Annotated in this window: 23 protein-coding genes and 1 tRNA gene; 23 read left to right on the top strand and 1 reads right to left on the bottom strand. The window is 54.6% G+C overall.

Annotated features, from left to right (window positions below; all coding sequences use genetic code 11):
* Positions 1–20 precede the first annotated feature (20 nt).
* Entirely contained in the window at positions 21–320 is a 300-nt protein-coding gene (gene yhbY / locus EL386_RS06555; protein ID WP_126454598.1) for a ribosome assembly RNA-binding protein YhbY, read from the bottom strand.
* A 66-nt stretch (positions 321–386) separates the two neighbouring features.
* On the opposite strand from yhbY, the gene rlmE reads away from it, so the two are divergent.
* The 23 genes from rlmE (at position 387) to EL386_RS06670 (ending at position 22804) form a co-directional block, all read left to right on the top strand.
* The gene (gene rlmE, locus EL386_RS06560; protein ID WP_126454600.1) at positions 387–1013 is read left to right on the top strand and encodes a 23S rRNA (uridine(2552)-2'-O)-methyltransferase RlmE; all 627 of its coding nucleotides are present in this window, start codon (positions 387–389) and stop codon (positions 1011–1013) included.
* Between the two features lie 101 nt (positions 1014–1114).
* The gene (gene ftsH / locus EL386_RS06565) at positions 1115–3034 is read left to right on the top strand and encodes an ATP-dependent zinc metalloprotease FtsH (protein ID WP_172597644.1); all 1920 of its coding nucleotides are present in this window, start codon (positions 1115–1117) and stop codon (positions 3032–3034) included.
* An 84-nt stretch (positions 3035–3118) separates the two neighbouring features.
* Positions 3119–3955: a dihydropteroate synthase gene (gene folP, locus EL386_RS06570; RefSeq protein WP_232020253.1), complete on the top strand. Its 837-nt coding sequence runs from the start codon at positions 3119–3121 to the stop codon at positions 3953–3955.
* Between the two features lie 79 nt (positions 3956–4034).
* On the top strand, positions 4035–5399 hold the full coding sequence (gene glmM, locus EL386_RS06575) for a phosphoglucosamine mutase (protein WP_126454604.1): 1365 nt from the start codon (positions 4035–4037) through the stop codon (positions 5397–5399).
* Positions 5400–5513: 114 nt separating this feature from the next.
* Positions 5514–6269, top strand: a complete 756-nt coding sequence (gene tpiA / locus EL386_RS06580; RefSeq protein WP_126454606.1) for a triose-phosphate isomerase — start codon at positions 5514–5516, stop codon at positions 6267–6269.
* Positions 6270–6282: 13 nt separating this feature from the next.
* Positions 6283–6687, top strand: coding sequence for a preprotein translocase subunit SecG (gene secG / locus EL386_RS06585; RefSeq protein WP_126454608.1), 405 nt, complete (start codon positions 6283–6285; stop codon positions 6685–6687).
* A gap of 60 nt (positions 6688–6747) precedes the next feature.
* Positions 6748–6832 (top strand) — tRNA-Leu (locus EL386_RS06590).
* 215 nt (positions 6833–7047) lie between these two features.
* Complete coding sequence (locus EL386_RS06595; RefSeq protein WP_126454610.1) at positions 7048–7404, top strand: NADH-quinone oxidoreductase subunit A; 357 nt, start codon at positions 7048–7050, stop codon at positions 7402–7404.
* Positions 7395–7874 carry a NuoB/complex I 20 kDa subunit family protein gene (locus EL386_RS06600; RefSeq protein ID WP_126454612.1) on the top strand — a complete coding sequence of 160 codons (480 nt, stop codon included), beginning with the start codon at positions 7395–7397 and terminating at the stop codon, positions 7872–7874. The genes EL386_RS06595 and EL386_RS06600 overlap by 10 nt, the downstream gene beginning before the upstream one ends.
* Positions 7875–7894: 20 nt before the next feature.
* On the top strand, positions 7895–8638 hold the full coding sequence (locus EL386_RS06605) for an NADH-quinone oxidoreductase subunit C (RefSeq protein ID WP_126454614.1): 744 nt from the start codon (positions 7895–7897) through the stop codon (positions 8636–8638).
* 2 nt (positions 8639–8640) lie between these two features.
* Complete coding sequence (locus EL386_RS06610) at positions 8641–9894, top strand: NADH-quinone oxidoreductase subunit D (RefSeq protein WP_126454616.1); 1254 nt, start codon at positions 8641–8643, stop codon at positions 9892–9894.
* The gene (gene nuoE / locus EL386_RS06615) at positions 9894–10400 is read left to right on the top strand and encodes an NADH-quinone oxidoreductase subunit NuoE (protein ID WP_126454618.1); all 507 of its coding nucleotides are present in this window, start codon (positions 9894–9896) and stop codon (positions 10398–10400) included. The genes EL386_RS06610 and nuoE overlap by 1 nt, the downstream gene beginning before the upstream one ends.
* A gap of 48 nt (positions 10401–10448) precedes the next feature.
* On the top strand, positions 10449–11744 hold the full coding sequence (gene nuoF, locus EL386_RS06620) for an NADH-quinone oxidoreductase subunit NuoF (RefSeq protein ID WP_126454620.1): 1296 nt from the start codon (positions 10449–10451) through the stop codon (positions 11742–11744).
* Complete coding sequence (gene nuoG, locus EL386_RS06625; protein WP_232020254.1) at positions 11741–14122, top strand: NADH-quinone oxidoreductase subunit NuoG; 2382 nt, start codon at positions 11741–11743, stop codon at positions 14120–14122. The genes nuoF and nuoG overlap by 4 nt, the downstream gene beginning before the upstream one ends.
* Before the next feature lie 11 nt (positions 14123–14133).
* Complete coding sequence (gene nuoH, locus EL386_RS06630; RefSeq protein ID WP_126454622.1) at positions 14134–15216, top strand: NADH-quinone oxidoreductase subunit NuoH; 1083 nt, start codon at positions 14134–14136, stop codon at positions 15214–15216.
* Positions 15217–15240: 24 nt separating this feature from the next.
* On the top strand, positions 15241–15720 hold the full coding sequence (gene nuoI / locus EL386_RS06635; protein ID WP_420856724.1) for an NADH-quinone oxidoreductase subunit NuoI: 480 nt from the start codon (positions 15241–15243) through the stop codon (positions 15718–15720).
* Between the two features lie 12 nt (positions 15721–15732).
* The gene (locus EL386_RS06640; protein WP_172597645.1) at positions 15733–16341 is read left to right on the top strand and encodes an NADH-quinone oxidoreductase subunit J; all 609 of its coding nucleotides are present in this window, start codon (positions 15733–15735) and stop codon (positions 16339–16341) included.
* A 3-nt stretch (positions 16342–16344) separates the two neighbouring features.
* Positions 16345–16650, top strand: a complete 306-nt coding sequence (nuoK, locus tag EL386_RS06645; RefSeq protein ID WP_126454626.1) for an NADH-quinone oxidoreductase subunit NuoK — start codon at positions 16345–16347, stop codon at positions 16648–16650.
* 1 nt (position 16651) lies between these two features.
* The gene (gene nuoL, locus EL386_RS06650) at positions 16652–18613 is read left to right on the top strand and encodes an NADH-quinone oxidoreductase subunit L (RefSeq protein ID WP_126454628.1); all 1962 of its coding nucleotides are present in this window, start codon (positions 16652–16654) and stop codon (positions 18611–18613) included.
* Between the two features lie 3 nt (positions 18614–18616).
* Complete coding sequence (locus EL386_RS06655; protein WP_126454630.1) at positions 18617–20131, top strand: NADH-quinone oxidoreductase subunit M; 1515 nt, start codon at positions 18617–18619, stop codon at positions 20129–20131.
* Between the two features lie 16 nt (positions 20132–20147).
* Positions 20148–21593, top strand: a complete 1446-nt coding sequence (gene nuoN / locus EL386_RS06660) for an NADH-quinone oxidoreductase subunit NuoN (protein WP_126454632.1) — start codon at positions 20148–20150, stop codon at positions 21591–21593.
* Positions 21594–21611: 18 nt separating this feature from the next.
* Positions 21612–21923, top strand: a complete 312-nt coding sequence (locus tag EL386_RS06665; RefSeq protein ID WP_126454634.1) for a DUF2818 family protein — start codon at positions 21612–21614, stop codon at positions 21921–21923.
* A 77-nt stretch (positions 21924–22000) separates the two neighbouring features.
* Positions 22001–22804: a DUF1223 domain-containing protein gene (locus tag EL386_RS06670; RefSeq protein ID WP_126454636.1), complete on the top strand. Its 804-nt coding sequence runs from the start codon at positions 22001–22003 to the stop codon at positions 22802–22804.
* The last annotated feature ends 60 nt before the right edge of the window (positions 22805–22864 follow it).

Consider the following 22864-nt stretch of genomic DNA (forward strand, 5'->3'; position numbering starts at 1 on the left):
TCATCAATCATCAATCTTTATTATCTCTTCCCCACATCGACCTTTGGCCTTTCCGGGTTCTGGCGGAACAGGGTAGCAACATGACCAACGCGCTGAACCAGCGTAGCCTCGGTGCGTTGAATGATTTCCTCGATTATCTCATCACGCACCTCACGGTCACCGACATTGACGCGAACCTTCAGCAACTCATGGCGTGACAGGGCATGGTCGATCTCCTCGACGACACTATCGGTCAGGCCCTTGGTACCGAGGCTAACGATCACCTTCAGGGAGTGGGCGAGGCCACGCAGGTGGCGTATCTGTTGGCTGGAAAGTGACATACAATAAGCATCCGAGTGAGCGAAAAAACAGGGCGCAGAGTATAGCGCCTTAAACAGGACAGAGATATGGCGCGCAGTAAAAGCAGCAGCCGCTGGTTAAAAGAACATTTCGATGATGAATACGTGAAAATGGCCCAGAAGGAGGGCTACCGCTCGCGTGCCATCTACAAGCTATTGGAAATTCAGGAAAAAGACCATGTTATCAAGCAGGGTATGAGCATTGTCGACCTCGGCGCGGCCCCCGGTGGCTGGTCACAGCTGGCGGCCAACCTGGTCGGCAAAAAAGGGCGGGTGATTGCGCTGGATATCCTGCCGATGTCCTCGCTCAGCGGGGTGGAGATCATCGAAGGCGATTTTCGTGACGACGAGGTCATGGCGCGGCTGATGGATACCCTCAATAACGATAAGGTAGACCTTGTAATGTCGGATATGGCCCCCAATATGAGTGGTATGTCCGGCGTCGATCAGCCGCGTGCCATGTATTTGGCAGAATTAACCCTGGATTTGGCGAGTAAAGTTCTCCGCGAGGGGGGCGATATACTGGTCAAGGTGTTTCAGGGCGAAGGTTTTGATGACTATTTACGTAGCCTGCGCGCGGTTTTTACCAAGGTACAGTCTCGTAAACCGAAGGCCTCACGGCCCCGGTCACGCGAAGTCTACCTGCTGGGGCGCGGATTCAAGGGCGCGGCTTGATTTGACTTGCGTCAGTCTGCTGGGCAGGTAAACTGTTTTATATATGTTCGATACTGGGTTCATTACCGAACCGACACAATAGGTACAAGACATTGGGTGATATGGGTAAAACGCTCATTCTGTGGGTAGTCATCGGCACGATTCTCGTCGCCGTCTTCAGTAATTTCAAAGCGCCAAGCACGATCTCGAAAGAGGTCAGCTATTCGCAGTTCTATGCCGATGTGAAGGGCCAGCGTATACAGAGCGTGATCATGCAGGGCCGCAATATCCGTGGTGCTTACCAGGATGGCCGTGAGTTCACGACCTATAACCCGGAAACGGATAATCAGGTGCTGATTGGCGACCTGATGAAAAATGGTGTGATCGTCAATGGCAAAGAGATTGAGCGTCCCGGTTTCCTTACCGAGTTGTTCTTCAGCCTGTTGCCAATCCTGTTGTTGATTGGTGTCTGGATCTTCTTTATGCGTCAGATGCAGGGCGGCGGCGGCGGCCGTGGTGCCATGTCGTTTGGCAAGAGCAAGGCACGTATGCTCGGCGAAGATCAGATCAAGATAACCTTTAATGATGTCGCCGGTGTGGAAGAGGCCAAGGAAGAAGTTGCCGAACTGGTTGAATTCCTGCGTGACCCGTCCAAGTTCCAGAAACTGGGCGGCAAGATCCCGAGTGGCGTACTCATGGTCGGTAGCCCGGGTACGGGTAAGACACTGCTGGCCAAGGCCATTGCCGGTGAGGCCAAGGTGCCGTTCTTTACTATCTCCGGTTCCGACTTTGTTGAAATGTTTGTCGGTGTCGGTGCCTCGCGTGTGCGCGATATGTTCGAGCAGGCCAAGAAGCATGCCCCGTGCATTATCTTCATTGATGAAATCGATGCCGTCGGTCGTCACCGTGGTGCCGGTCTCGGTGGAGGTCATGATGAGCGCGAACAGACCCTGAATCAGTTGCTGGTTGAGATGGATGGCTTTGAAGGCAACGAGGGCGTGATCGTCATCGCCGCGACCAACCGTCCCGACGTACTTGACCCTGCATTATTACGTCCAGGTCGTTTCGACCGCCAGGTCGTCGTGCCACTGCCGGATGTACGTGGTCGTGACCAGATCCTCAAGGTGCACATGCGCAAGGTGCCCATGTCGGATGATGTCGATTCCCGCATTATCGCCCGTGGTACACCGGGTTTCTCCGGCGCCGATCTGGCCAATCTGGTGAATGAGGCCGCCCTGTTTGCCGCCCGCGCCAACAAACGCGTTGTCGATATGGACGACTTTGAGCGCGCCAAGGACAAGATCATGATGGGCGCCGAGCGTCGTTCCATGGTCATGAGCGATGACGAGAAAAAACTCACTGCCTACCATGAGGCCGGGCATGCCATTGTCGGTCGTCTGGTGCCGGAACATGACCCGGTACACAAGGTCACGATCATCCCGCGTGGCCGGGCACTGGGTGTCACCCTGTTCCTGCCGGAGGGTGATCGTTACAGTTACAGCAAGACACGTCTGGAAAGCCAGATCTCGACCTTGTTTGGTGGTCGTATCGCCGAAGAACTCATCTTTGGTCACGATGCCGTGACTACCGGTGCCTCTAACGATATTCAGCGTGCCACGGAAATTGCCCGTAACATGGTTACCAAGTGGGGCCTCTCAGAAAAGCTCGGGCCTTTGACCTACAGTGAAGAAGAGGGTGAGGTGTTCCTCGGCCATTCTGTTGCCAAGCATAAAGAAGTGTCAGACGAGACCTCGCACGCGATCGATGAAGAAATTCGCCAGTTCATTGATCGTAACTATGGGCGTGCAGAGACCCTGCTCAAGGATAATATAGAAAAGCTGCATCGCATGGCCGAAGCCTTGATTAAATATGAAACGATCGATATACACCAGATCGATGACATCATGGCGGGCAAGGTGCCGCAGCCACCGGAAGACTGGACCGATAAGGGTGATCGTGCATCGGGCAGTTCCTCTGGTGACAAGGGTGCGGAGAGCAAGTCAGGTGATGCGCCTATCGGTGGCCCTGCCGGCGAGCACTAATTCGCTGCTAAGGTGTAATAAAAAAACGCCCCGCAACTGCGGGGCGTTTTGTATCCGCAACATAAAAATGTATAAAATCATCTCATGATTAAACAACTTGATTGCAATGGTCGCATATTGAATCTGCGAACACCGCAGGTGATGGGGATCCTTAACGTTACGCCGGATTCTTTTTCCGATGGCGGCCAATACCATTTTCTCGATGCGGCGATCAGACATGCCTTGCAGATGCAGACAGAGGGAGCAGCGATCATTGATATCGGCGGTGAATCAACGCGCCCTGGTGCAGTGCCAGTTTCCCTTAATGAAGAGTTAGACCGCGTCATCCCCGTGATTGAAAAACTCAAACAGGCGGTGCATGTGCCGTTGTCGATAGACACGATCAAGCCGGAGGTTATGCGCGAGGCGGTTGCCGCCGGTGCCGGGTTGATCAATGACGTTAATGCCCTGCAGGCAGAAGGTGCACTGGTAACGGCGGCCAGCCTCGGTGTGCCGGTGTGCCTGATGCATAGACAGGGTACAGCACAGACGATGCAAACAGAGCCTGTGTATGAAGACGTCACCGAGGATGTCCTCGGTTTTTTGCGCGGGCGCGTGGCAGCCTGCGAACACGCCGGTATTGCACGCGAACAAGTCATCCTCGACCCGGGGTTTGGTTTTGGCAAGACCCTGGCGCACAATATGCAGCTCATGCGCGAGCTGTCGGCCTTTTTGGATGAAGACCTGCCGGTACTGGTGGGGGTGTCACGCAAATCCATGCTCGGCGCCATCCTTGATGCCGAACCGGGGCAACGGCTGGCAGGCACGATCACCCTGCAGGCCCTGGCCCTCATGCAAGGGGCGCATATCCTGCGTAGCCACGATGTGAAGGCCGCAGTGGACTGTGTGAAAACCGTCATGGCCGTGAAGACGGGTATGTGACGGATTCGGCAGAGTATTTCTCATGTTTTTGGCTAGAATTGCCGCTATACTATTAAGATAACTAATCAGGATATATAGAGTGCAGCGACGTTATTTCGGTACAGACGGTATACGTGGGCGGGTCGGGATGGAACCGATAACCCCGGCCTTTGTCATGCGCCTCGGCTGGGCCGCCGGTCGTGTCCTCGGTAACGGCGGTAATGGCACCGTCCTCATTGGTAAGGATACGCGTATCTCCGGTTACATGTTCGAGTCGGCACTCGAGGCGGGTCTGTCGGCTGCCGGCATCAATATCCGCTTGCTCGGGCCGATGCCGACGCCGGCCATTGCCTACCTGACGCGCACCTTCCACGCCAATGCCGGTATTGTCATCAGTGCCTCGCACAATCCCTTCTATGATAATGGCATCAAGTTTTTTTCAGCCGATGGAACCAAGCTTCCCGATGAAGTTGAGTTGGCTATCGAAGCCGAGCTGGATAAACCGATGACTACGGTGGACTCGGCAAAATTAGGCAAGGCCTCGCGTGTGGCGGATGCGGCGGGGCGTTATATCGAATTTTGTAAAAGCACCATCCCAATGAATATGAACTTCAAAGGCATGCGTCTGGTGGTCGACTGTGCACATGGTGCAACCTACCATGTGGCACCGCGTGTCTTCGAAGAGCTGGGGGCTGAGGTGATCACCCTCGGTGCTGAACCGGATGGCCTCAACATTAACGCCGGCGTGGGTTCAACCCAGCCACAGGCCCTGCAGGCCAGCGTACTGGAAAACAAGGCGGACCTGGGTATTGCCCTGGATGGTGATGGTGATCGCTTGATTATGGTTGATGCAAACGGTGAACTGGTTGATGGTGATCAGATCCTTTACATCATCGCGATCTCAAGGCTGCATGATGAGACCCTGAACACTACCGTGGTCGGTACCGTAATGAGCAACCTCGGTCTTGAACATGCCCTGAATGAGAGGGGCATTGAATTCAAACGTGCCGCAGTCGGTGACCGCTATGTCATGGACATGCTGCGAGAGGGTGGCTGGACCATCGGCGGTGAAGGTTCCGGTCATATCATTTGCCTGGATCGAACCACCACCGGTGACGGCACCGTTGCCGCCTTGCAGGTGCTTGCCGCGATGCAAAAGTCTGGCAAGACACTTGAGCAACTGGTCGGCAGTATGTACAAATACCCGCAGGTATTGCTGAACATCCCCGTTAATTCGGACTTTAACCTCGGTAAGGCCAGTAATGTAAAGGCCGCCATGCTGGCAGCCGAGGCCGAACTGGCCGACCGCGGCCGGATCTTGCTGCGCGCCTCCGGTACCGAACCGCTGTTGCGGGTCATGGTTGAGGGCCAGGATGCCGGACTGGTGCAGCGCATCGCCGACGAGCTGGCCACTGTCGTACGTGAGGCAGCCACTGAATCGGCTCGCCTTACCTCGAACGCCTAGGCTATATCCTTCATTTCCCGTAAATTTTTTGCCTCCAGCGGCTGCACCGATTGATTTTCAGGGGCTGCACCGGTATCCTTGCCGCGCTTTCGAATAAACCCTGAGGAAAAAGGCATGGCAAGACAGATTCTGGTAGCCGGAAACTGGAAAATGAACGGTTCCCGAGACAGTGTTAAGGCATTGGTAGAAGGTATCAAGGCCGGTCTCGGCAAGGTCTCCAAGTCTGCCGTCACGATTTGTCCGTCCTATGTCTTTCTCGCCGATGTGCAGCCGATGATTGCGGGCACGGCGATTGGCCTGGGTGCCCAGAACCTTTCCACCGAGGCCGCAGGTGCCTTCACCGGTGAAATCTCCTCTGCCATGCTCAAGGACTTTGCCTGCCAGTCGGTCATTGTCGGTCACTCCGAGCGCCGCAGCCTGTACGGCGAAGACGATGCGCTGGTCGCCAAAAAGTATGCCGTGGCCCGTGCCGCCGGTCTGACCCCGATTTTGTGTGTCGGTGAGACCCTGGAAGAACGCGAAAAGGGCATTACCGAAGAAGTCGTCGCCCGCCAGCTGGATGCCGTGATTGCACTGGAGGGTGTCGCAGCCCTGGCCGAGGGCGTGATCGCCTATGAGCCGGTCTGGGCGATTGGCACCGGTATGACCGCCAGCCCGGAACAGGCCCAGGACGTGCATGCCTTTATACGTGGTCGCATCGCCGAACGGGACGCCGGCATTGCCGACAAGGTACAGATCCTCTATGGCGGTAGCGTCAAGGGCTCGAATGCTGCAGAATTATTCTCCAAGCCCGACATTGATGGTGGGCTGATTGGTGGTGCATCGCTGGATGCTGAGGATTTCCTCAAGATCTGCTGTGCTGCGTCCTAAAGGCTGAGGGATTATGTTCACAGTTATACTTGTAATTCATGTGTTTATCGCCATCGGCCTGGTTGGCCTGGTATTGATCCAGCACGGCAAGGGTGCCGATGCCGGTGCCGCCTTTGGCAGCGGCTCGTCGGCCACGGTCTTTGGTAGCCAGGGTTCGGCGTCGTTTTTGACCCGCCTGACGGCGGTCCTGGCCACAGGTTTTTTCATTTCCAGCATGAGTCTGGCCTATTTCACCCGCGAGGCCGTCAGGGAAGGGCAGGAAGCGAATATCAGTATTCCGGCAGAAAAAACCGCCGCACCGGTTGTGCCAGATATTACCGAGATTCCGGCGATACCGCTGGATACGGATATCCCTGCTGTACCGGGGGCCAAGCTTGATAAGGCCGGCAGCCCGGACCCAACCCAAATCCCGGAGTAAAAACATTTCATTTCAGGTCCGCTATGTTCTGCAACATGGCGTACAATAGACCGCCTTTTTGCCGATGTGGTGGAATTGGTAGACACGCCATCTTGAGGGGGTGGTGGGGAGACCCGTGCCGGTTCGAGTCCGGCCATCGGCACCATTCATAAGCGGTATCACTTTTAGTGATACCGTTTTTTTATGACCATAAAAAAATGCGTCAAGCATCTGAAAATAAATAGAAAAACAGTTTCTGGCAAACTTGACACAAATTTCCGTGCTCGCCATACTGCCAATCGTTTTATAGTTAGACATAAGAACAATAAATGATGCGCTGTATGGGTTTTCGTCCGAATCTGTTGAAGGGGTCAAGGTTCCATGCTTGAGAACTATCTGCCCGTTTTGATTTTTATTATCATCGGTGGCGCCGTTGGTGTCGTCATGCTCGCCCTGGGGTGGGTCATGGGGCCGAATCGTCCCGATGATGAAAAGCTTTCCGCCTACGAGTGTGGTTTCGAGGCCTTTGAAGACTCGCGCATGAAGTTTGACGTGCGCTACTATCTCGTTGCCATCCTGTTTATTATTTTCGATCTCGAGATTGCATTCCTGTTCCCCTGGGCGGTTGTGCTGGATCAACTCGGTTGGTTTGGTTTCAGTGCCATGGTCGTGTTTCTCGGTATTCTTGTCATTGGCTTTATCTATGAATGGAAGAAGGGGGCCCTCGAATGGGAATAGACGGCGTATTTGAAAAGGGCTTTGCCACCACCTCGGCGGACAAACTAATTAATTGGGCACGCACCGGTTCCTTGTGGCCGATGACCTTTGGTCTGGCCTGTTGTGCAGTGGAAATGATGCATGCCGCGGCCGCACGTTATGACCTGGACCGCTTCGGTATTATCTTTCGCCCGAGCCCACGTCAGTCAGACGTGATGATCGTTGCCGGTACGCTGGTCAACAAGATGGCCCCAGCACTGCGTAAGGTCTACGACCAGATGGCCGAGCCTCGCTGGGTGATCTCGATGGGCTCCTGCGCCAATGGCGGGGGTTATTACCATTATTCCTATTCGGTGGTACGTGGCTGTGACCGTGTGGTGCCGGTTGATATTTATGTGCCGGGTTGCCCGCCGACTGCAGAGGCGCTTATTTACGGCATTATGCAGTTACAAAACAAGATCAAGCGCACTAACACGATTGCGCGCACTTAATATTATAAAGAGTCTATTTCATGAGTGAAGACACGACTGAAATTGAAACGGCAGCTGAAGATGTCGTGGCGCCGTCTGCGCTACAGGTATTCGCCGACAGTCTGCTGGAACGTTTTGCCGAAGAGTCCGTAAAGGTGACGCTGGCATTGCGTGAAGTGACACTCGAAGTGCCGCGTCAGCACCTGTTAAGTGTCTGCACGGCGCTGCGTGATGAGCCTGATTTTGCCTTTGCCCAGTTGATCGATGTCTGTGGTGTTGATTACAGCGATTATGGACAGGTCGAGTGGGAAACCAATTACGCCACCGGCAGTGGTTTCAGTCGTGGTGTCGTGACAGACGAGCCCCGCGAGGCCCGGTGGCAGGGTGAACGTTTCGCCGCTGTTTATCACCTGATTTCCTACAAGCATAATCGCCGCCTGCGTATACGTTGCTTCGTCGACGATGACCTGCCGGTTGTCGATTCGGTGGTACCAATCTGGAACGGTGCCAACTGGTTTGAACGTGAGGCCTTTGACCTGTTTGGCATCATGTTTGAAGGGCATCCGGACCTGCGTCGCATCCTTACTGACTATGGCTTTGTCGGCCATCCGTTCCGCAAGGATTTCCCACTGATTGGTGAAGTGGAAATGTGTTATGACCCAGACAAAAAACGTGTTGTTTACCAGCCGGTAAGCATCGAACCACGCGTGCTCGTTCCGCGTGTTATTCGCAGTGAACACCTGCATGGCGTCGATGATGCCGGCAATGATGTAGCGGAAGGCTGAACATGCCAGAAATTCGTAACTACACACTGAACTTTGGTCCGCAGCATCCGGCGGCACACGGCGTATTGCGTCTGGTGCTGGAACTGGATGGTGAGGTGGTGCAGCGTGCCGACCCGCATGTGGGCCTGTTGCATCGTGGTACCGAGAAACTCGCCGAGAGCAAGCCTTTTAACCAGAGCATTGGTTACATGGACCGTCTCGACTACGTATCCATGATGTGTAACGAGCATGGCTATGTCCTGGCGATTGAAAAACTGCTTGGCATTCAGGCCCCGGAACGTGCGCAATATATCCGCGTTATGTTCGACGAGATCACCCGCATTCTGAATCATCTGATGTGGCTGGGTACACATGCTCTCGATATCGGTGCGATGACCCTGTTCCTGTATTGTTTTCGTGAGCGTGAAGACCTGATGGATTGCTACGAGGCCGTTTCCGGTGCGCGTATGCATGCGACCTACTATCGCCCGGGCGGTGTTTACCGTGACCTGCCTGATGTGATGCCGAAGTACCGCGAATCCAAGTGGCACAATGAATCTGATGTGTCTCGCATGAACGAGGCACGTAGTGGTGGTCTGATCGACTTTATTGAAGACTTCACTGATCGCTTTCCCGGTCTGGTGGATGAATACGAAACTCTGTTGACCGATAACCGTATCTGGAAACAGCGTACCGTCGGTATTGCCGAGGTCTCTGCTGAGCGCGCACTGCAACTGGGCTTTACCGGGCCGATGCTGCGCGGCTCGGGTATTGAGTGGGACCTGCGCAAGAAACAACCTTACGAAGTTTACGACAGGATGCATTTTGATATTCCAGTGGGTCGCAACGGTGACTGTTATGACCGTTACCTGGTACGCGTTGAGGAGATGCGTCAGTCCAACCGTATTATCAAACAGTGTATTGACTGGCTGCGCATGAACCCCGGTCCAGTCATGATCGACGATCACAAATACACTACGCCGCCACGTGCCGATATGAAGGGTGATATGGAATCCCTGATTCATCACTTCAAACTTTCTACTGAGGGTTACTGTGTGCCTGCCGGTGAGGCCTATGCCGCCATCGAGCATCCGAAGGGTGAATTTGGTTGCTATATCGTTTCTGATGGTGCCAACAAGCCATACCGCCTCAAGGTACGCGCACCGGGCTTTGCGCACCTCTCGGCCATGGATGAGATGGTTAAGGGGCATATGATTGCAGACGTGGTGTCTGTTATCGGTACCATGGATATTGTATTCGGAGAGATTGACCGCTAATGGCCGGAATGAACATACAAGCGAGCGCGCGCCTGTCTGCGGAAGTGCGCCGGGAAATCGATCATTGGTTAAGCAAGTACCCCGCGGAGCATCGCCAGTCTGCCGTGATCCCGGCCTTGACCGCCGCACAGGAACATAACAAGGGTTACCTGAGTAATGAGCTCATGGATGCAGTGGCCGATTACCTGGGTATCTCCCGTGTGACCACCTATGAAGTGGCGACGTTTTACTCGATGTATAACCGTGAACCGGTGGGCAAATACGTGATCAATATTTGCACAAATATTTCCTGCATGTTGATGGGTTCTGACACGGTCGTTGGCCACCTGGAAAATAAGCTGGGTATAAAGCTGGGCGAAACGACGGCAGACGGCAGGTTCACACTGAAAATAGAAGAAGAATGCCTGGCGGCCTGTGCCGGCGGCCCGATGATGGCGATTAACGGCCATTATTATGAAAAATTATCACCGGCCCGGCTGGATGAGATTCTGGACGGCCTGGAATAAAACGGAAATGGTCGCGATGTTGACGATAACTGTTGGAGAGATAAGCTGATGGCAAACCAGGTTTGCTTCACGACAATGCAATTCGACAAACCCTGGACACTTGAGAACTATATCAAGACCGGTGGTTACCAGGCATTGAAAAAAGTCCTCGTCGACAAGATGAGCCAGGAAGACGTGATCGAAACGGTCAAGGCCTCGGCGCTGCGCGGTCGTGGTGGTGCGGGTTTCTCTACCGGCCTGAAGTGGAGTTTCATGCCGCGCACGGCACCGGTCGACAAGTATATCGTTTGTAACTCGGATGAAAGTGAGCCGGGTACCTGTAAGGACCGTGACATCCTGCGTTATAACCCGCATGCCGTGATCGAGGGCATGATCATCGGCGCCTATGCCATTGGTGCGAAGGCCGGTTATAACTATCTGCGTGGTGAGTTCCATCACGAACCCTTTGAGCGCTTCGAAGAAGCGCTCAAAGAAGCCTATGAGGCCGGTTACTTGGGTAAGGATATCCTCGGTTCGGGTTTTGATTTTGACCTGTATGCCCACCTCGGTGCCGGCGCCTATATCTGTGGTGAAGAGACCGCCTTGCTCGAGTCACTCGAAGGCAAGAAGGGCCAGCCACGCTTCAAGCCGCCGTTCCCGGCCAACTTTGGCCTGTATGGCAAACCGACCACGATCAACAACACCGAGACCCTGGCCTCGATACCGGTGATTATCCGTAACGGTGCCGAGTGGTTTCTGAACCTGGGTAAACCCAATAATGGCGGCGAAAAGCTGTTCAGCATATCCGGTCACGTCAACAAGCCGGGCAACTTCGAGATCCCACTGGGTACCCCCTTTAGTGAGCTGCTGGAAATGGCCGGTGGAGTGCGCAACGGTCACCAGATCAAGGCCGTGATCCCGGGCGGCTCATCCATGCCGGTACTGCCGGGCGATGTCATGATGGGTCTGGATATGGATTATGACTCTATCCAGAAGGCCGGTTCCTATCTGGGCTCCGGTGCCGTGATCGTCATGGATGAAACCACCTGCATGGTCAAGGCACTGTTACGGCTGTCGCGTTTCTATTATATGGAGTCATGTGGCCAGTGTACGCCGTGCCGTGAGGGTACCGGCTGGATGTACCGCGTGCTGGAAAGAATCGAAAATGGGCAGGGCCGCCCCGAGGACCTGGAATTGCTCGAGTCTGCCGCCGGTCAGATCGCCGGCCATACGATTTGCGCCTTCGGTGAAGCTGCCGCCTGGCCGGTGCAGAGTTTCCTCAAACACTTCCGTGAAGAATTTGAATACCATATCACGCACAAGCGTTGCATGGTCGATGCCATGGGTAGAGGGGCTGCGGCATGAGTGCAAAACCTGAAATCAGCGCGGAAGACATGGTTACCATCGAGATTGATGGCGTCAGCATGCAGGCGCGCAAGGGCGCGATGATCATTCACGCCGCTGACGATTCGAATATTTATATCCCGCGTTTCTGTTACCACAAGAAACTGCCTATCGCGGCCAATTGCCGTATGTGTCTGGTCGAGGTCGCAAATGTGCCTAAGCCCTTGCCGGCCTGTGCGACACCGGTTGCCGAAGGCATGAAGGTCTTTACCCGTTCTGCGTTTGCGAAGAAGGCACAGAAGGCCGTGATGGAGTTTCTGCTCATCAATCACCCGCTGGATTGCCCGATTTGTGATCAGGGTGGTGAGTGCGAGCTGCAGGATATCGCCATGGGTTATGGTGGCAGTTCTTCGCGTTTTACTGAAGGTAAGCGCGTGGTACAGGACAAAAACATCGGCCCGTTAATTGCGACCGAAATGACGCGCTGCATCCATTGCACCCGTTGTATCCGCACGCTCGAGCTGGTCAACGGTGAAAGTGAACTGGGTGCCATGAACCGTGGTAACCGCACCACGATTGGCACCTACATCGAGCGCAGTGTGAATTCGGAAATGTCTGGCAACGTCATTGATGTTTGCCCGGTCGGTGCGCTGACGGCGAAGCCTTCGCGCTTCGCGGCACGTGCCTGGGAAATGCGCGCGCATAACAGTATCGCCGCCCATGACTGTGTCGGCTCCAACATCAGTGTGCATACCTATAATAATAAGGCAGTGCGTACTGTCCCGGATGAAAACGAGGCCGTTAATGAGGTCTGGTTGTCTGACCGTGACCGTTATGCCTATGCAGGCCTGAATAGCACTACACGCCTGACCACACCGATGATTAAGGTCGGTGCTGAATGGCAGGAGATTGATTGGAATACCGCCCTCGATGAGGTTGTCACCGGCCTGCGTGATCAGAGTGAGGCTATCGGTTGCCTGGTTTCGCCCAATGCCACGACTGAAGAGGCCTTCCTTGCACAACGTCTGCTGCGTGGCCTGGGTAGTCAGAATATTGATCATCGTCTTGGTCAGCAGGACTTTAGTGACGATGGCAGGTTGCCACTGGTACAAAGCCTGGGCTGTGGGGTCGATGCCCTCGAATCCGTTAATGCCGCGCTGCTGATCGGTTCGAATATTCGTCATGACCAACCGATTGCCTCGCACCGGCTGCGCAAGGCCGTTGCCAAGGGTGGGCAATTGATGTTGTTGAATCATGTTGATTACGACATGAACTATCCGCTTGCAGAAAAGATCATTACCAGTCCTTCAACCATGACGACCGAGTTGGCCGCTATCGTCAAGGCCATGCTGGAGACCACGCAGGAGTCTGCGCCGCCGGGACTGGCCGCACTGATTGATTCGGTGAGCGTTACCGATACCCATCGCGCCATCGCCGATCATCTGAAGACGGCGGAAAACGCCAGTGTCATTATTGGTATGCAGGCAATGGCCATGCCAAACCTTTCAACGCTGCGTGCACTGGCTGCCTTGCTGGCACGCCTGGCCGATGCCAGCTTCGGTTACCTGCCGCGCGGCGCCAATAGTAGCGGTGCCAGCCTGGCCGGGGCCTTGCCCTACACCGATGCCGGTGGTCAGGGTCAATACAGTGGCCTTAATGCCGTAGAGATGATGAAGGCAAAACTGTCTGCCTATGTGTTGCTGAATGTTGAGCCAGAGTTAGATTGTATTGACCCGGCACAGGCACGCCGCGCACTGGCAAATGCCAACTTTGTGGTCTGCATGACACCTTTTGTTAGTGATGCGATGCGGGAGTATGCAAATGTCCTGCTACCGACAGCACCATCAACAGAAACCTCCGGTACCTTTGTTAATGCCAGTGGTCGCTGGCAACGTTTTGCTGCGGCTTGTGCACCTCGTGGCGAGACGCGCCCGGCATGGAAGGTACTGCGTGTGCTCGGCAATCTGTGTGAGCTGAGTGGTTTTGAATACCTGTCTTCAGAAGAGGTGCGTGCCGAGGTTGAACGTGAGACCAATGCGGTGACCCTGGATAACCAAATAGAATGGCGGTGCCCGGCAGGACTCGCCAGTGCTGATGAGTTGGTGCGTATTGGTGATATGCCGATCTATGGCATCGACAATGTTGTGCGCCGTGCGGCGGCACTGCAAAACACCATTCATGCCGCCAGCGAATCGGCTGCCATGAATGCGGCCACCGCCAAACAGCTGGGTGTAGGCGACGCGTCACGCATTGTCCTGACTCAGGGTGATGATGAAGTCTCAGTCGAGTTAATGGTCGACGAGTGTGTTCCGAATAACTGTGTCATGTTGGCAGCGTCGAGTGCTGCGAGCAGTCAGCTTGGTGCGCCATACCAGGCTGTGACAATAACAAAAGATTAACGGGCGAGACGATGCTTGAATTCCTGAATACAAGTTGGCAGTGGGTGGTTTCAATCTGGAATATTTTGCCGCTGGCGGTCCAGATCGTGATTGAGATCGTGGCCCTGATGGTGCCACTGATGCTCAGTGTTGCTTACCTGACCCTGGCCGAGCGCAAGATTATTGGTTATATGCAGGTGCGTGTCGGTCCGCACAAGGTTGGCCCGCACTGGCTGCAACCGATTGCCGATGCCTGTAAGTTGATCTTCAAGGAGATCATCATCCCGGCCAGGGCCAATAAATTCCTGTTCCTGTTTGCACCGATTATCTCCCTGGCCACGGCGCTGGCGGCCTGGGCGGTGATCCCCTTGAGTACCACACTGGGTATTGCCGATAACGTTAATGCCGGTCTGTTGTATGTGTTGGCCATCACCTCACTGGGTGTCTATGGCGTCATTATCGCCGGTTGGTCATCGAATTCGAAGTACGCCTTTCTCGGTGCGATGCGTTCATCAGCGCAGATCGTCTCCTATGAAATTGCCATGGGTTTTGCCCTGGTCGGTGTGCTCATGGCGGCGGGTAGCCTGAACCTGCGTGAAATCGTTGAGGCGCAGCAGGGCAATATATTTACCTGGTTCTGGGTACCTTTGTTCCCGTTGTTCATTGTGTATTTTATTTCCGGTGTCGCCGAGACCAACCGTGCGCCGTTTGATGTCGCCGAAGGCGAGTCAGAGATCGTTGCCGGATTCCACGTTGAGTATTCGGGCATGGCCTTTGCCGTGTTCTTCCTCGCTGAATACGCCAACATGATCCTGATCGGCGCCCTGACTACGATTATGTTTGCTGGCGGCTGGTACTCGCCATTCAGTGGACTGGATTGGCTTTCAAACATTCCTTATTTAGGTGCCTTTCTCACCTATGATGGTATTCACTGGTTTATCCTGAAGACCGCCTTCTTCATGATCTTCTTCTTATGGTTCCGTGCCACCTTCCCGCGTTATCGCTATGACCAGATCATGCGCCTCGGCTGGAAGGTGTTTATTCCTATTACTATTGTCTGGCTACTGGTCGTGGGTGTTCTCATCCTCGGCCAGGTCGGGCCATGGTTTGATTAAGAGGGTATGCCGATGATCAATTCCATGAAAAAAGTCTTCAAGAGCCTGTTTCTTACCGAACTGCTGAAGGGTATGGGTTTGACCGGGCGTTATTACTTCCGCAAGAAGTTTACACTTTATTATCCGGAAGAAAAAACCCCACAGTCGGCCCGTTTCCGTGGCCTGCATGCTCAGCGTCGTTATGAGAACGGTGAAGAGCGTTGCATCGCCTGCAAACTGTGCGAAGCCGTTTGTCCGGCAGTGGCCATTACCATCGAATCAGCCGAACGTGATGACGGCTCGCGCCGCACCACGCGTTATGACATCGACCTGTTCAAATGCATCTATTGCGGTTTTTGTGAAGAGGCCTGCCCGGTGGATGCGATTGTCGAGACCCGTCACCTTGAATACCACTTCGAGAACCGTGGCGAGAACATCATGACCAAGGAAAAATTGCTGCGTAATGGCGATATGTACGAATCTGAAATCGCCGCCGACCGCGCCCAAGACGCGGCATACCGTTGAGGTTGATAAAGAATGTCAATTGAGCAACTAACATTTTATGTCTTCGCCACCATCCTGGTGTTTGCGGCGATTATGGTGATCACGGTGCGTAACCCGGTGCATGCCTCGTTGTTTCTAGTGGTGGCGTTCTTTAACAGCGCAGTGTTGTGGTTGTTACTGGAAGCAGAGTTCCTTGCCATTACCCTGGTGCTGGTCTACGTCGGCGCGGTCATGGTCCTGTTCTTGTTCGTGATCATGATGCTGGATATTAACATCGCCCGCCTGCGTGAAGGGTTTGCCAAATACCTGCCGGTTGCCGCGGTGGTAGCGGTGATCATGGCCGTTGAAATGGTCTTTGTTGTCGGCCCGGGGAATTTCGGTCTCGAACAGTTTGCCGAGCCGGCCCGGCATGCGGCAGATTACAGCAATACCAAGCAACTGGGCAGTGTGCTCTACACGGTTTACCTGTATCCGTTTGAGATCGCCGCTGCCATCCTGCTGGTGGCGATTGTTGCCGCGATTGCGCTGACCCTGCGTCGCCGTCCGGGTACACGCCATCAGCAAATTGATAAACAAGTAGCCGTTCGTGCTGCCGATCGTCTTCGCATTGTGAAGATGGATACCGAGAAGCCGGTGGAGTAGGGCATGATACCTCTTTCAAATTATTTAATTGTTGGTGCGATCCTGTTCTGCCTGTCGGTGGCGGGTATTTTCATTAATCGCAAGAACATCATCATTCTACTCATGGCCATCGAACTGATGTTGCTCGCCGTGAATATGAACTTTATTGCCTTCTCGCATTATCTTGGTGATATCGCCGGGCAGGTATTTGTGTTCTTTATCCTGACGGTGGCGGCCGCCGAGGCTGCGATTGGCCTGGCTATCCTGGTGGTGCTGTTCCGTAATCGACGCACGATTAACGTCGATGACGTAAGTGAAATGAAGGGCTGATATGGAAAATATCTATCTGACAATCGTCCTTGCGCCGCTGGTCGGTTCTGTCCTCGCTGGATTGTTCGGTAAGCAGATTGGTCGCACGGCCTCACACTGGGTGACTATTCTGGGTGTTGCGATTTCCTGCCTGTTGTCACTCTATGTCATGAAGGCCTTCCTCATGGATGGCATGCCGACCTATAACGAGAGTGTCTATACCTGGCTGGTGAGTGACGGTATTCGTTTTGAGATCGGTTTCCTCGTCGATCGCCTGACCGCTATCATGCTCGTCGTGGTGACCTTCGTCTCACTCATGGTGCATATCTACACCATCGGTTACATGCACGAAGACCCGGGTTACCAGCGCTTCTTCAGTTACATCGCGCTGTTTACCTTCTCCATGCTGATGCTGGTGATGGCCAACAACTTCCTGCAACTGTTCTTCGGCTGGGAGGCCGTGGGCCTGGTCTCCTACCTGTTGATCGGTTTCTGGTATACCCGCGATACGGCGATCTTCGCCAACATGAAGGCCTTCCTCGTTAATCGTGTTGGTGATTTTGGCTTTCTGCTCGGTATCGCTGCCGTACTCATGTACACGGGCTCACTGGATTACAACACGGTGTTTGCCAAGGCCCCCGAGCTGGTCGGCCAGACCATGAGCATTATCCCGGGGTATGAGTGGTCGGTAATGACCGTGATTTGCATCCTCTTGTTCATTGGTGCCATGGGCAAGTCGGCGCAAGTGCCGCTGCATGTCTGGCTGCCGGACTCGATGGAAGGCCCGACCCCGATCTCGGCCCTGATCCATGCCGCGACCATGGTCACCGCCGGTATCTTCATGGTCTCGCGTATGTCGCCATTGTTCGAGCTTTCCACCACGGCGCTGAGTTTTATCCTGGTGATCGGTGCCATCACGGCCTTGTTCATGGGTTTCCTTGGCCTGGTTCAGCACGACATCAAGCGCGTCGTTGCCTACTCAACACTGTCCCAGCTTGGTTACATGACCGTTGCCCTCGGTGCCTCGGCCTACTCGGCGGCGATCTTCCACCTGATGACACATGCCTTCTTCAAGGCCTTGCTGTTCCTCGCCGCCGGTTCGGTGATTATCGCCATGCACCACGAGCAGGATATGCGCAAGATGGGTGGTCTGAAGAAATACATGCCGATCACCTACTGGACCTCCTTGGTCGGTTCGCTGGCCCTGATTGGTTTCCCGGGCTTCGCCGGTTTCTTCTCCAAGGATACGATTATCGAGGCCGTACATGCCTCGACGATCCCTGGCAGTGATTTTGCTTTCTTCGCCGTATTGACCGGTGTCTTTATTACTGCCTTGTACAGCTTCCGCATGTTCTTCCTCGTCTTCCATGGTAAAGAACGCATGGATGAACATACCCGCGAGCACCTGCATGAAACCCCGGCCGTGGTCACCGTGCCGTTGATCCTGCTGGCGATCCCTTCAGTGATTGCCGGTTATGTGATCGGTGACGTGGTCTTCGGTGATTACTTCGGCAAGGCCATCTATGTCGCGGCCGAGCACGATGTCTTGGCCAGGCTCGGTGACGACTATCACGGCGTCTGGGGTTTTGTCTGGCATGGTATGCAGGGCCCGGCGTTCTTATTAGCGATGGCGGGGCTATTCAGTGCCTGGTTCATCTATATGAAGCGCCCGCAGATTGCCGATATGGCGGAGCAGAAGTTGTCGCTCCTGCACAAGCTGCTTGAGCGCAAGTACTTCATGGACGACCTGTATATCAACATCTTTGCCGCGGGTGGTCGTTCTACCGGCAAGGCCTTCTGGAAGTTTGGTGATGTGAAGATCATCGATGGCCTGCTGGTTAACGGCAGTGCCGCCGCCATCGGCTGGTTTGCCTCCGTGGCCCGTCGTGTCCAGACCGGTTATCTGTATCACTATGCCTTTGCCATGATTGTGGGCCTGCTGCTGCTCATCAGCTGGGTATTGATAGGGGCCTTAGGAAAATAACGCATGTTTACTGATTTACCATTACTCAGCCTGGTTATCTGGGTGCCGATTCTCGGTGGCCTGTTTGTTCTGGCCGTCGGCGACAAAGACCCATGGGGGGCACGTCCGGTCGCCTTGATCGTGTCGTTGCTGACCTTCCTGCTCAGTATCCCGCTTTACACGGGTTTTGATACCACCACCGCCTCGATGCAGTTTGTCGAGCAGGCACCGTGGATTGAGACCTTTGGTATTCAGTACTACCTCGGTGTCGATGGCATCTCCATGCCGTTGATCCTGTTGACCACCTTCATCATGATCCTGGTCGTGCTGGCCGGCTGGCAGGTGATCCAGAAACGTGTGGCACAGTACATGGCCGCCTTCCTGATCATGGAAGGTCTAATGAACGGTGTGTTTGCCGCGCTCGACGCCATTCTCTTCTATGTATTCTGGGAAGGTATGCTTATACCGATGTTCCTGATCATCGGGATCTGGGGTGGGGCACGGCGTGTTTATGCAACCATCAAGTTCTTCCTCTATACCTTCCTTGGTTCGGTGTTGATGCTGGTCGCACTCATTTATATGTATTACCAGACCAACAGCTTCGATATCCTTGCCTTCCACGACCTGAAGCTGGGTATGCCGGAACAGGTGCTGATCTTTCTCGCCTTCCTCACCGCCTTCGCGGTGAAGGTGCCGATGTGGCCGGTGCACACCTGGTTGCCGGACGCGCATGTTGAGGCACCTACGGGCGGTTCGGTGGTGCTGGCGGCGATCATGCTCAAGGTCGGTGGTTACGGTTTCCTGCGTTTTAGTCTGCCGATCGCCCCGGATGCCAGCCATAGCCTGGACTGGTTGATCATCGGCATGTCGCTGATTGCCGTGGTCTACATTGGCTTTGTGGCCCTGGTGCAGCGTGACATGAAAAAGCTCATTGCCTACTCCTCAATTGCCCACATGGGCTTTGTGACGCTCGGCTTATTCCTGTCCTTCAGCATCTTCGAGGCCACCGGTAGTTACAGTGGGGCCGCGCTGGGTATGGAAGGCGCCATGATCCAGATGATCTCGCACGGCTTCATCTCCGGCGCGATGTTCCTCTGTGTTGGTGTCATGTACGACCGCATGCACAGCCGCGAGATCGCCGATTACGGCGGTGTCATCAACACCATGCCAAAGTTCGGTGCCTTCATGGTGCTGTTCGCGATGGCCAATGCCGGTTTGCCGGGGACCTCGGGTTTTGTCGGTGAGTTCATGGTCATCCTCGCCAGCTTCAAGGCCAGCTTCTGGATTGCCTTCCTCGCGGGCACCACCCTGATTCTTGGCGCGGCCTATACCTTGTGGATGGTCAAGCGCGTCATCTTTGGCAAGGTCGCCAATGATAAGGTCGCCGCCTTAACGGATATCAATAACCGTGAATTCCTGATCCTGGGCGTACTGGCAATTGCCGTACTGTTGTTCGGCGTCTGGCCCAATCCGCTGGTTGAGGTAATGCACGTAACTATAGACAACCTGCTGCAGCATATTGCGCAGTCCAAGCTGTGACAGGAGTAGGGCGAAGATGACGACAACATTCACCATGCCGGATTTTGCACTGGCCGCACCAGAGATATACATGCTCAGCATGGCCTGCGTGGTTCTTGTCGCTGACCTGTTTATCAGCGACAAGAATCGTGTAGTGACTTACATGCTGACCCAGCTGACCCTGCTCGGGGCCGTGTTGCTTACCATTATGGGTGCACCGGCCGAGACCCGCTTCACCTTTGGCGGCATGTATGTCAGTGATGACCTGTCTACAGTATTGAAGACGGTTATCTATATCGTTACGGGTTTTGTCTTCCTTTACTCACGTGATTACCTGCGCGACCGCGATATATTCAAGGGCGAGTACTACGTGCTTGGCCTGTTCGGCGTGTTGGGCATGATGGTGATGGTCTCGGCACACAGCTTCCTGACGGTATACCTTGGCCTGGAGTTACTCTCCCTGTCGTTGTATGCCATGGTCGCCTTCCGTCGTGATTCCTTGAGCGCTTCTGAGGCGGCGATGAAATATTTCATCCTTGGTGCCCTGGCCTCGGGTATGTTGCTCTATGGTATCTCGATGATATATGGCGCGACCGGTACACTGGATATTTCCAAGCTGAGTGCCGGGATAGCGGCGCGCGGCACTGACGACATCGTGCTGATCTTTGGCCTGGTCTTTATTGTCGTTGGCCTGGCCTTCAAACTCGGCGCGGTGCCGTTCCATATGTGGATCCCGGATGTTTACCAGGGCGCGCCGACCTCGGTGACGATGTATATCGGCAGTGCGCCGAAGATCGCCGGTTTCGCCCTGGTCATGCGTGTGCTGGCCGAAGGCCTGGGTGATCTGCATGGTGGCTGGCAGGACATGCTCGTCATCCTCGCCGTGCTGTCACTCGCGGTGGGTAATATTATTGCCCTGGCGCAGACCAATTTGAAGCGTATGCTGGCCTACTCGACCATTTCGCATGTCGGCTTCCTGTTGCTCGGTATCCTCTCGGGCACCAAGGCCGGTTATTCCGCCTCGCTGTTCTACATCATCACCTACGCGGCGACCGCAGCCGGTGGCTTTGCCATGGTGATCCTGCTCAGTCGTCGTGGTTTCGAGGCCGAGAACCTGGATGACCTGAAGGGCCTGAATGAACGCAGTCCCTGGCTGGCCCTGATGATGTTGTTGCTGATGTTCTCCATGGCCGGGGTACCGCCTACTGTCGGTTTTTATGCGAAGCTGATCGTGCTGAAGTCGGTGATCGATATCCAGATGGCCTGGCTGGCGATCGTGGCCGTGCTGTTCTCGGTAATAGGCGCCTTTTACTATCTGCGCGTGGTCAAACTCATGTACTTTGATGCCCCGGCAGAGAATGCCGAGGTTATCCACATGCGTGCCGACACAAATATCGCCTTCAGTGTCAATGCATTAGCCGTGCTCTATTTAGGCATACTCCCGGGTGGCCTGCTGGCACTTTGTACTGCAACCTTGTCCTGATCAGGTATAATCCATGCTATGTGGATAATTATACTTATTGTTATGGCTATTCTCGCGGCCAACCTGCCGTGGCTTAGCGAACGTCTGTTCCTGGTCAGGGACCCCGGTGAAGAAGGCAAGCGTCCCTGGATGCGTTTCCTGGAGTGGTTCATCCTCTACCTGATCATGGGGGGTATTGCGATTGCCCTGGAAATTCGTGCCACGGGTGGTACACACGCACAAGACTGGGAGTTTTATGCGGTGACTATTTGCCTGTTCCTGATCTTTGCCTTGCCCGGTTTTATCTACCGTCATGACTTGAAGCACTTGCTTGATCGTGCGCGCCGCTAGCGGTTGCAAATAAAGGAACCTCTGCGCTGATCCGGAGTCGTATAAAAGGATTAAACCGACGACTGAGGGAGAGCGCTATGCATGGACGTCAGATTACCCGCCTGTTTTCAAGCCTGTTATTATTCCCGGCCCTGATGGCCAGTGCAGAAACCCGTCCCTGTGAGGCCGAGAGTGGCCCCAATCGTGTGGCCTTGCTGGAACTCTATACCTCGGAAGGTTGTAGCAGCTGCCCACCAGCGGATGCCTGGCTGAGCCGCCTGGAGGGGCAGGGCATTACTATGGATAAACTCGTCCCCCTGTCGCTGCATGTCGACTACTGGAACTATATCGGCTGGCGCGACCCTTATTCCTCCGCGCAATATACCGCCCGTCAACGTGAGGTGGGTCAACGCAATCGGCTGCGCAGTATCTACACCCCGCAAATGGTCCTTAATGGCCGTGATTACCGGGGCTGGAGGGGGGGAGATATCCACCGCCAGGTGACCGCGGTCAACAATCAGCCTGCCGCGGCCACTATCCAGCTAAAGTGGTCCGAGTCTGGGGAGGGCGCACAATCTTCATTGTCTATCAAACTGCGGGCAGAACTTAATGCTGAACAGGCGATTGCCCAACCGGTGGTGCATATCGCCTTATTTGAAAATCACCTGGTCAGCCACGTCGATGCCGGTGAGAACGATGGTCGCAGCCTTAAACACGATTACGTCGTTCGTCGCCTGTTCAATTACCCCTTTGCCGACGGTCGACGTGTGTTTTCCCGGCAGTTCAGTCTGCCCATGAATAAGGATTGGGATCGTGACGCACTGGGCCTGGCCGTGTTTGTGCAGGATAGCCGGCGGGGTGAGGTCCTCCAGGCCATGGCACAGGCTATTGATTGTAAATAGCATTCTCCCTTTTACTCACGAATATCTATAGATACTAATATACGCTAGTTACATGTTTTT

This window comes from Sulfuriflexus mobilis, assembly GCF_003967195.1.
GTDB classification, from domain to species: Bacteria; Pseudomonadota; Gammaproteobacteria; order AKS1; family AKS1; genus Sulfuriflexus; species Sulfuriflexus mobilis.

Coding starts and splice junctions, on each gene's coding strand:
- tpiA (WP_126454606.1), top strand. CDS start 5,514: ATGGCAAGACAGATTCTGGTAGCCGGAAACTGGAAAATGAACGGTTCC.
- yhbY (WP_126454598.1), bottom strand. CDS start 320: ATGTCACTTTCCAGCCAACAGATACGCCACCTGCGTGGCCTCGCCCAC.
- nuoN (WP_126454632.1), top strand. CDS start 20,148: ATGACGACAACATTCACCATGCCGGATTTTGCACTGGCCGCACCAGAG.
- ftsH (WP_172597644.1), top strand. CDS start 1,115: ATGGGTAAAACGCTCATTCTGTGGGTAGTCATCGGCACGATTCTCGTC.
- nuoH (WP_126454622.1), top strand. CDS start 14,134: ATGCTTGAATTCCTGAATACAAGTTGGCAGTGGGTGGTTTCAATCTGG.
- EL386_RS06665 (WP_126454634.1), top strand. CDS start 21,612: ATGTGGATAATTATACTTATTGTTATGGCTATTCTCGCGGCCAACCTG.
- EL386_RS06670 (WP_126454636.1), top strand. CDS start 22,001: ATGCATGGACGTCAGATTACCCGCCTGTTTTCAAGCCTGTTATTATTC.
- EL386_RS06610 (WP_126454616.1), top strand. CDS start 8,641: ATGCCAGAAATTCGTAACTACACACTGAACTTTGGTCCGCAGCATCCG.
- folP (WP_232020253.1), top strand. CDS start 3,119: ATGATTAAACAACTTGATTGCAATGGTCGCATATTGAATCTGCGAACA.
- EL386_RS06640 (WP_172597645.1), top strand. CDS start 15,733: ATGTCAATTGAGCAACTAACATTTTATGTCTTCGCCACCATCCTGGTG.
- nuoF (WP_126454620.1), top strand. CDS start 10,449: ATGGCAAACCAGGTTTGCTTCACGACAATGCAATTCGACAAACCCTGG.
- EL386_RS06600 (WP_126454612.1), top strand. CDS start 7,395: ATGGGAATAGACGGCGTATTTGAAAAGGGCTTTGCCACCACCTCGGCG.
- nuoL (WP_126454628.1), top strand. CDS start 16,652: ATGGAAAATATCTATCTGACAATCGTCCTTGCGCCGCTGGTCGGTTCT.
- secG (WP_126454608.1), top strand. CDS start 6,283: ATGTTCACAGTTATACTTGTAATTCATGTGTTTATCGCCATCGGCCTG.
- nuoE (WP_126454618.1), top strand. CDS start 9,894: ATGGCCGGAATGAACATACAAGCGAGCGCGCGCCTGTCTGCGGAAGTG.
- nuoK (WP_126454626.1), top strand. CDS start 16,345: ATGATACCTCTTTCAAATTATTTAATTGTTGGTGCGATCCTGTTCTGC.
- EL386_RS06655 (WP_126454630.1), top strand. CDS start 18,617: ATGTTTACTGATTTACCATTACTCAGCCTGGTTATCTGGGTGCCGATT.
- EL386_RS06595 (WP_126454610.1), top strand. CDS start 7,048: ATGCTTGAGAACTATCTGCCCGTTTTGATTTTTATTATCATCGGTGGC.
- nuoG (WP_232020254.1), top strand. CDS start 11,741: ATGAGTGCAAAACCTGAAATCAGCGCGGAAGACATGGTTACCATCGAG.
- EL386_RS06605 (WP_126454614.1), top strand. CDS start 7,895: ATGAGTGAAGACACGACTGAAATTGAAACGGCAGCTGAAGATGTCGTG.
- rlmE (WP_126454600.1), top strand. CDS start 387: ATGGCGCGCAGTAAAAGCAGCAGCCGCTGGTTAAAAGAACATTTCGAT.
- nuoI (WP_420856724.1), top strand. CDS start 15,241: ATGAAAAAAGTCTTCAAGAGCCTGTTTCTTACCGAACTGCTGAAGGGT.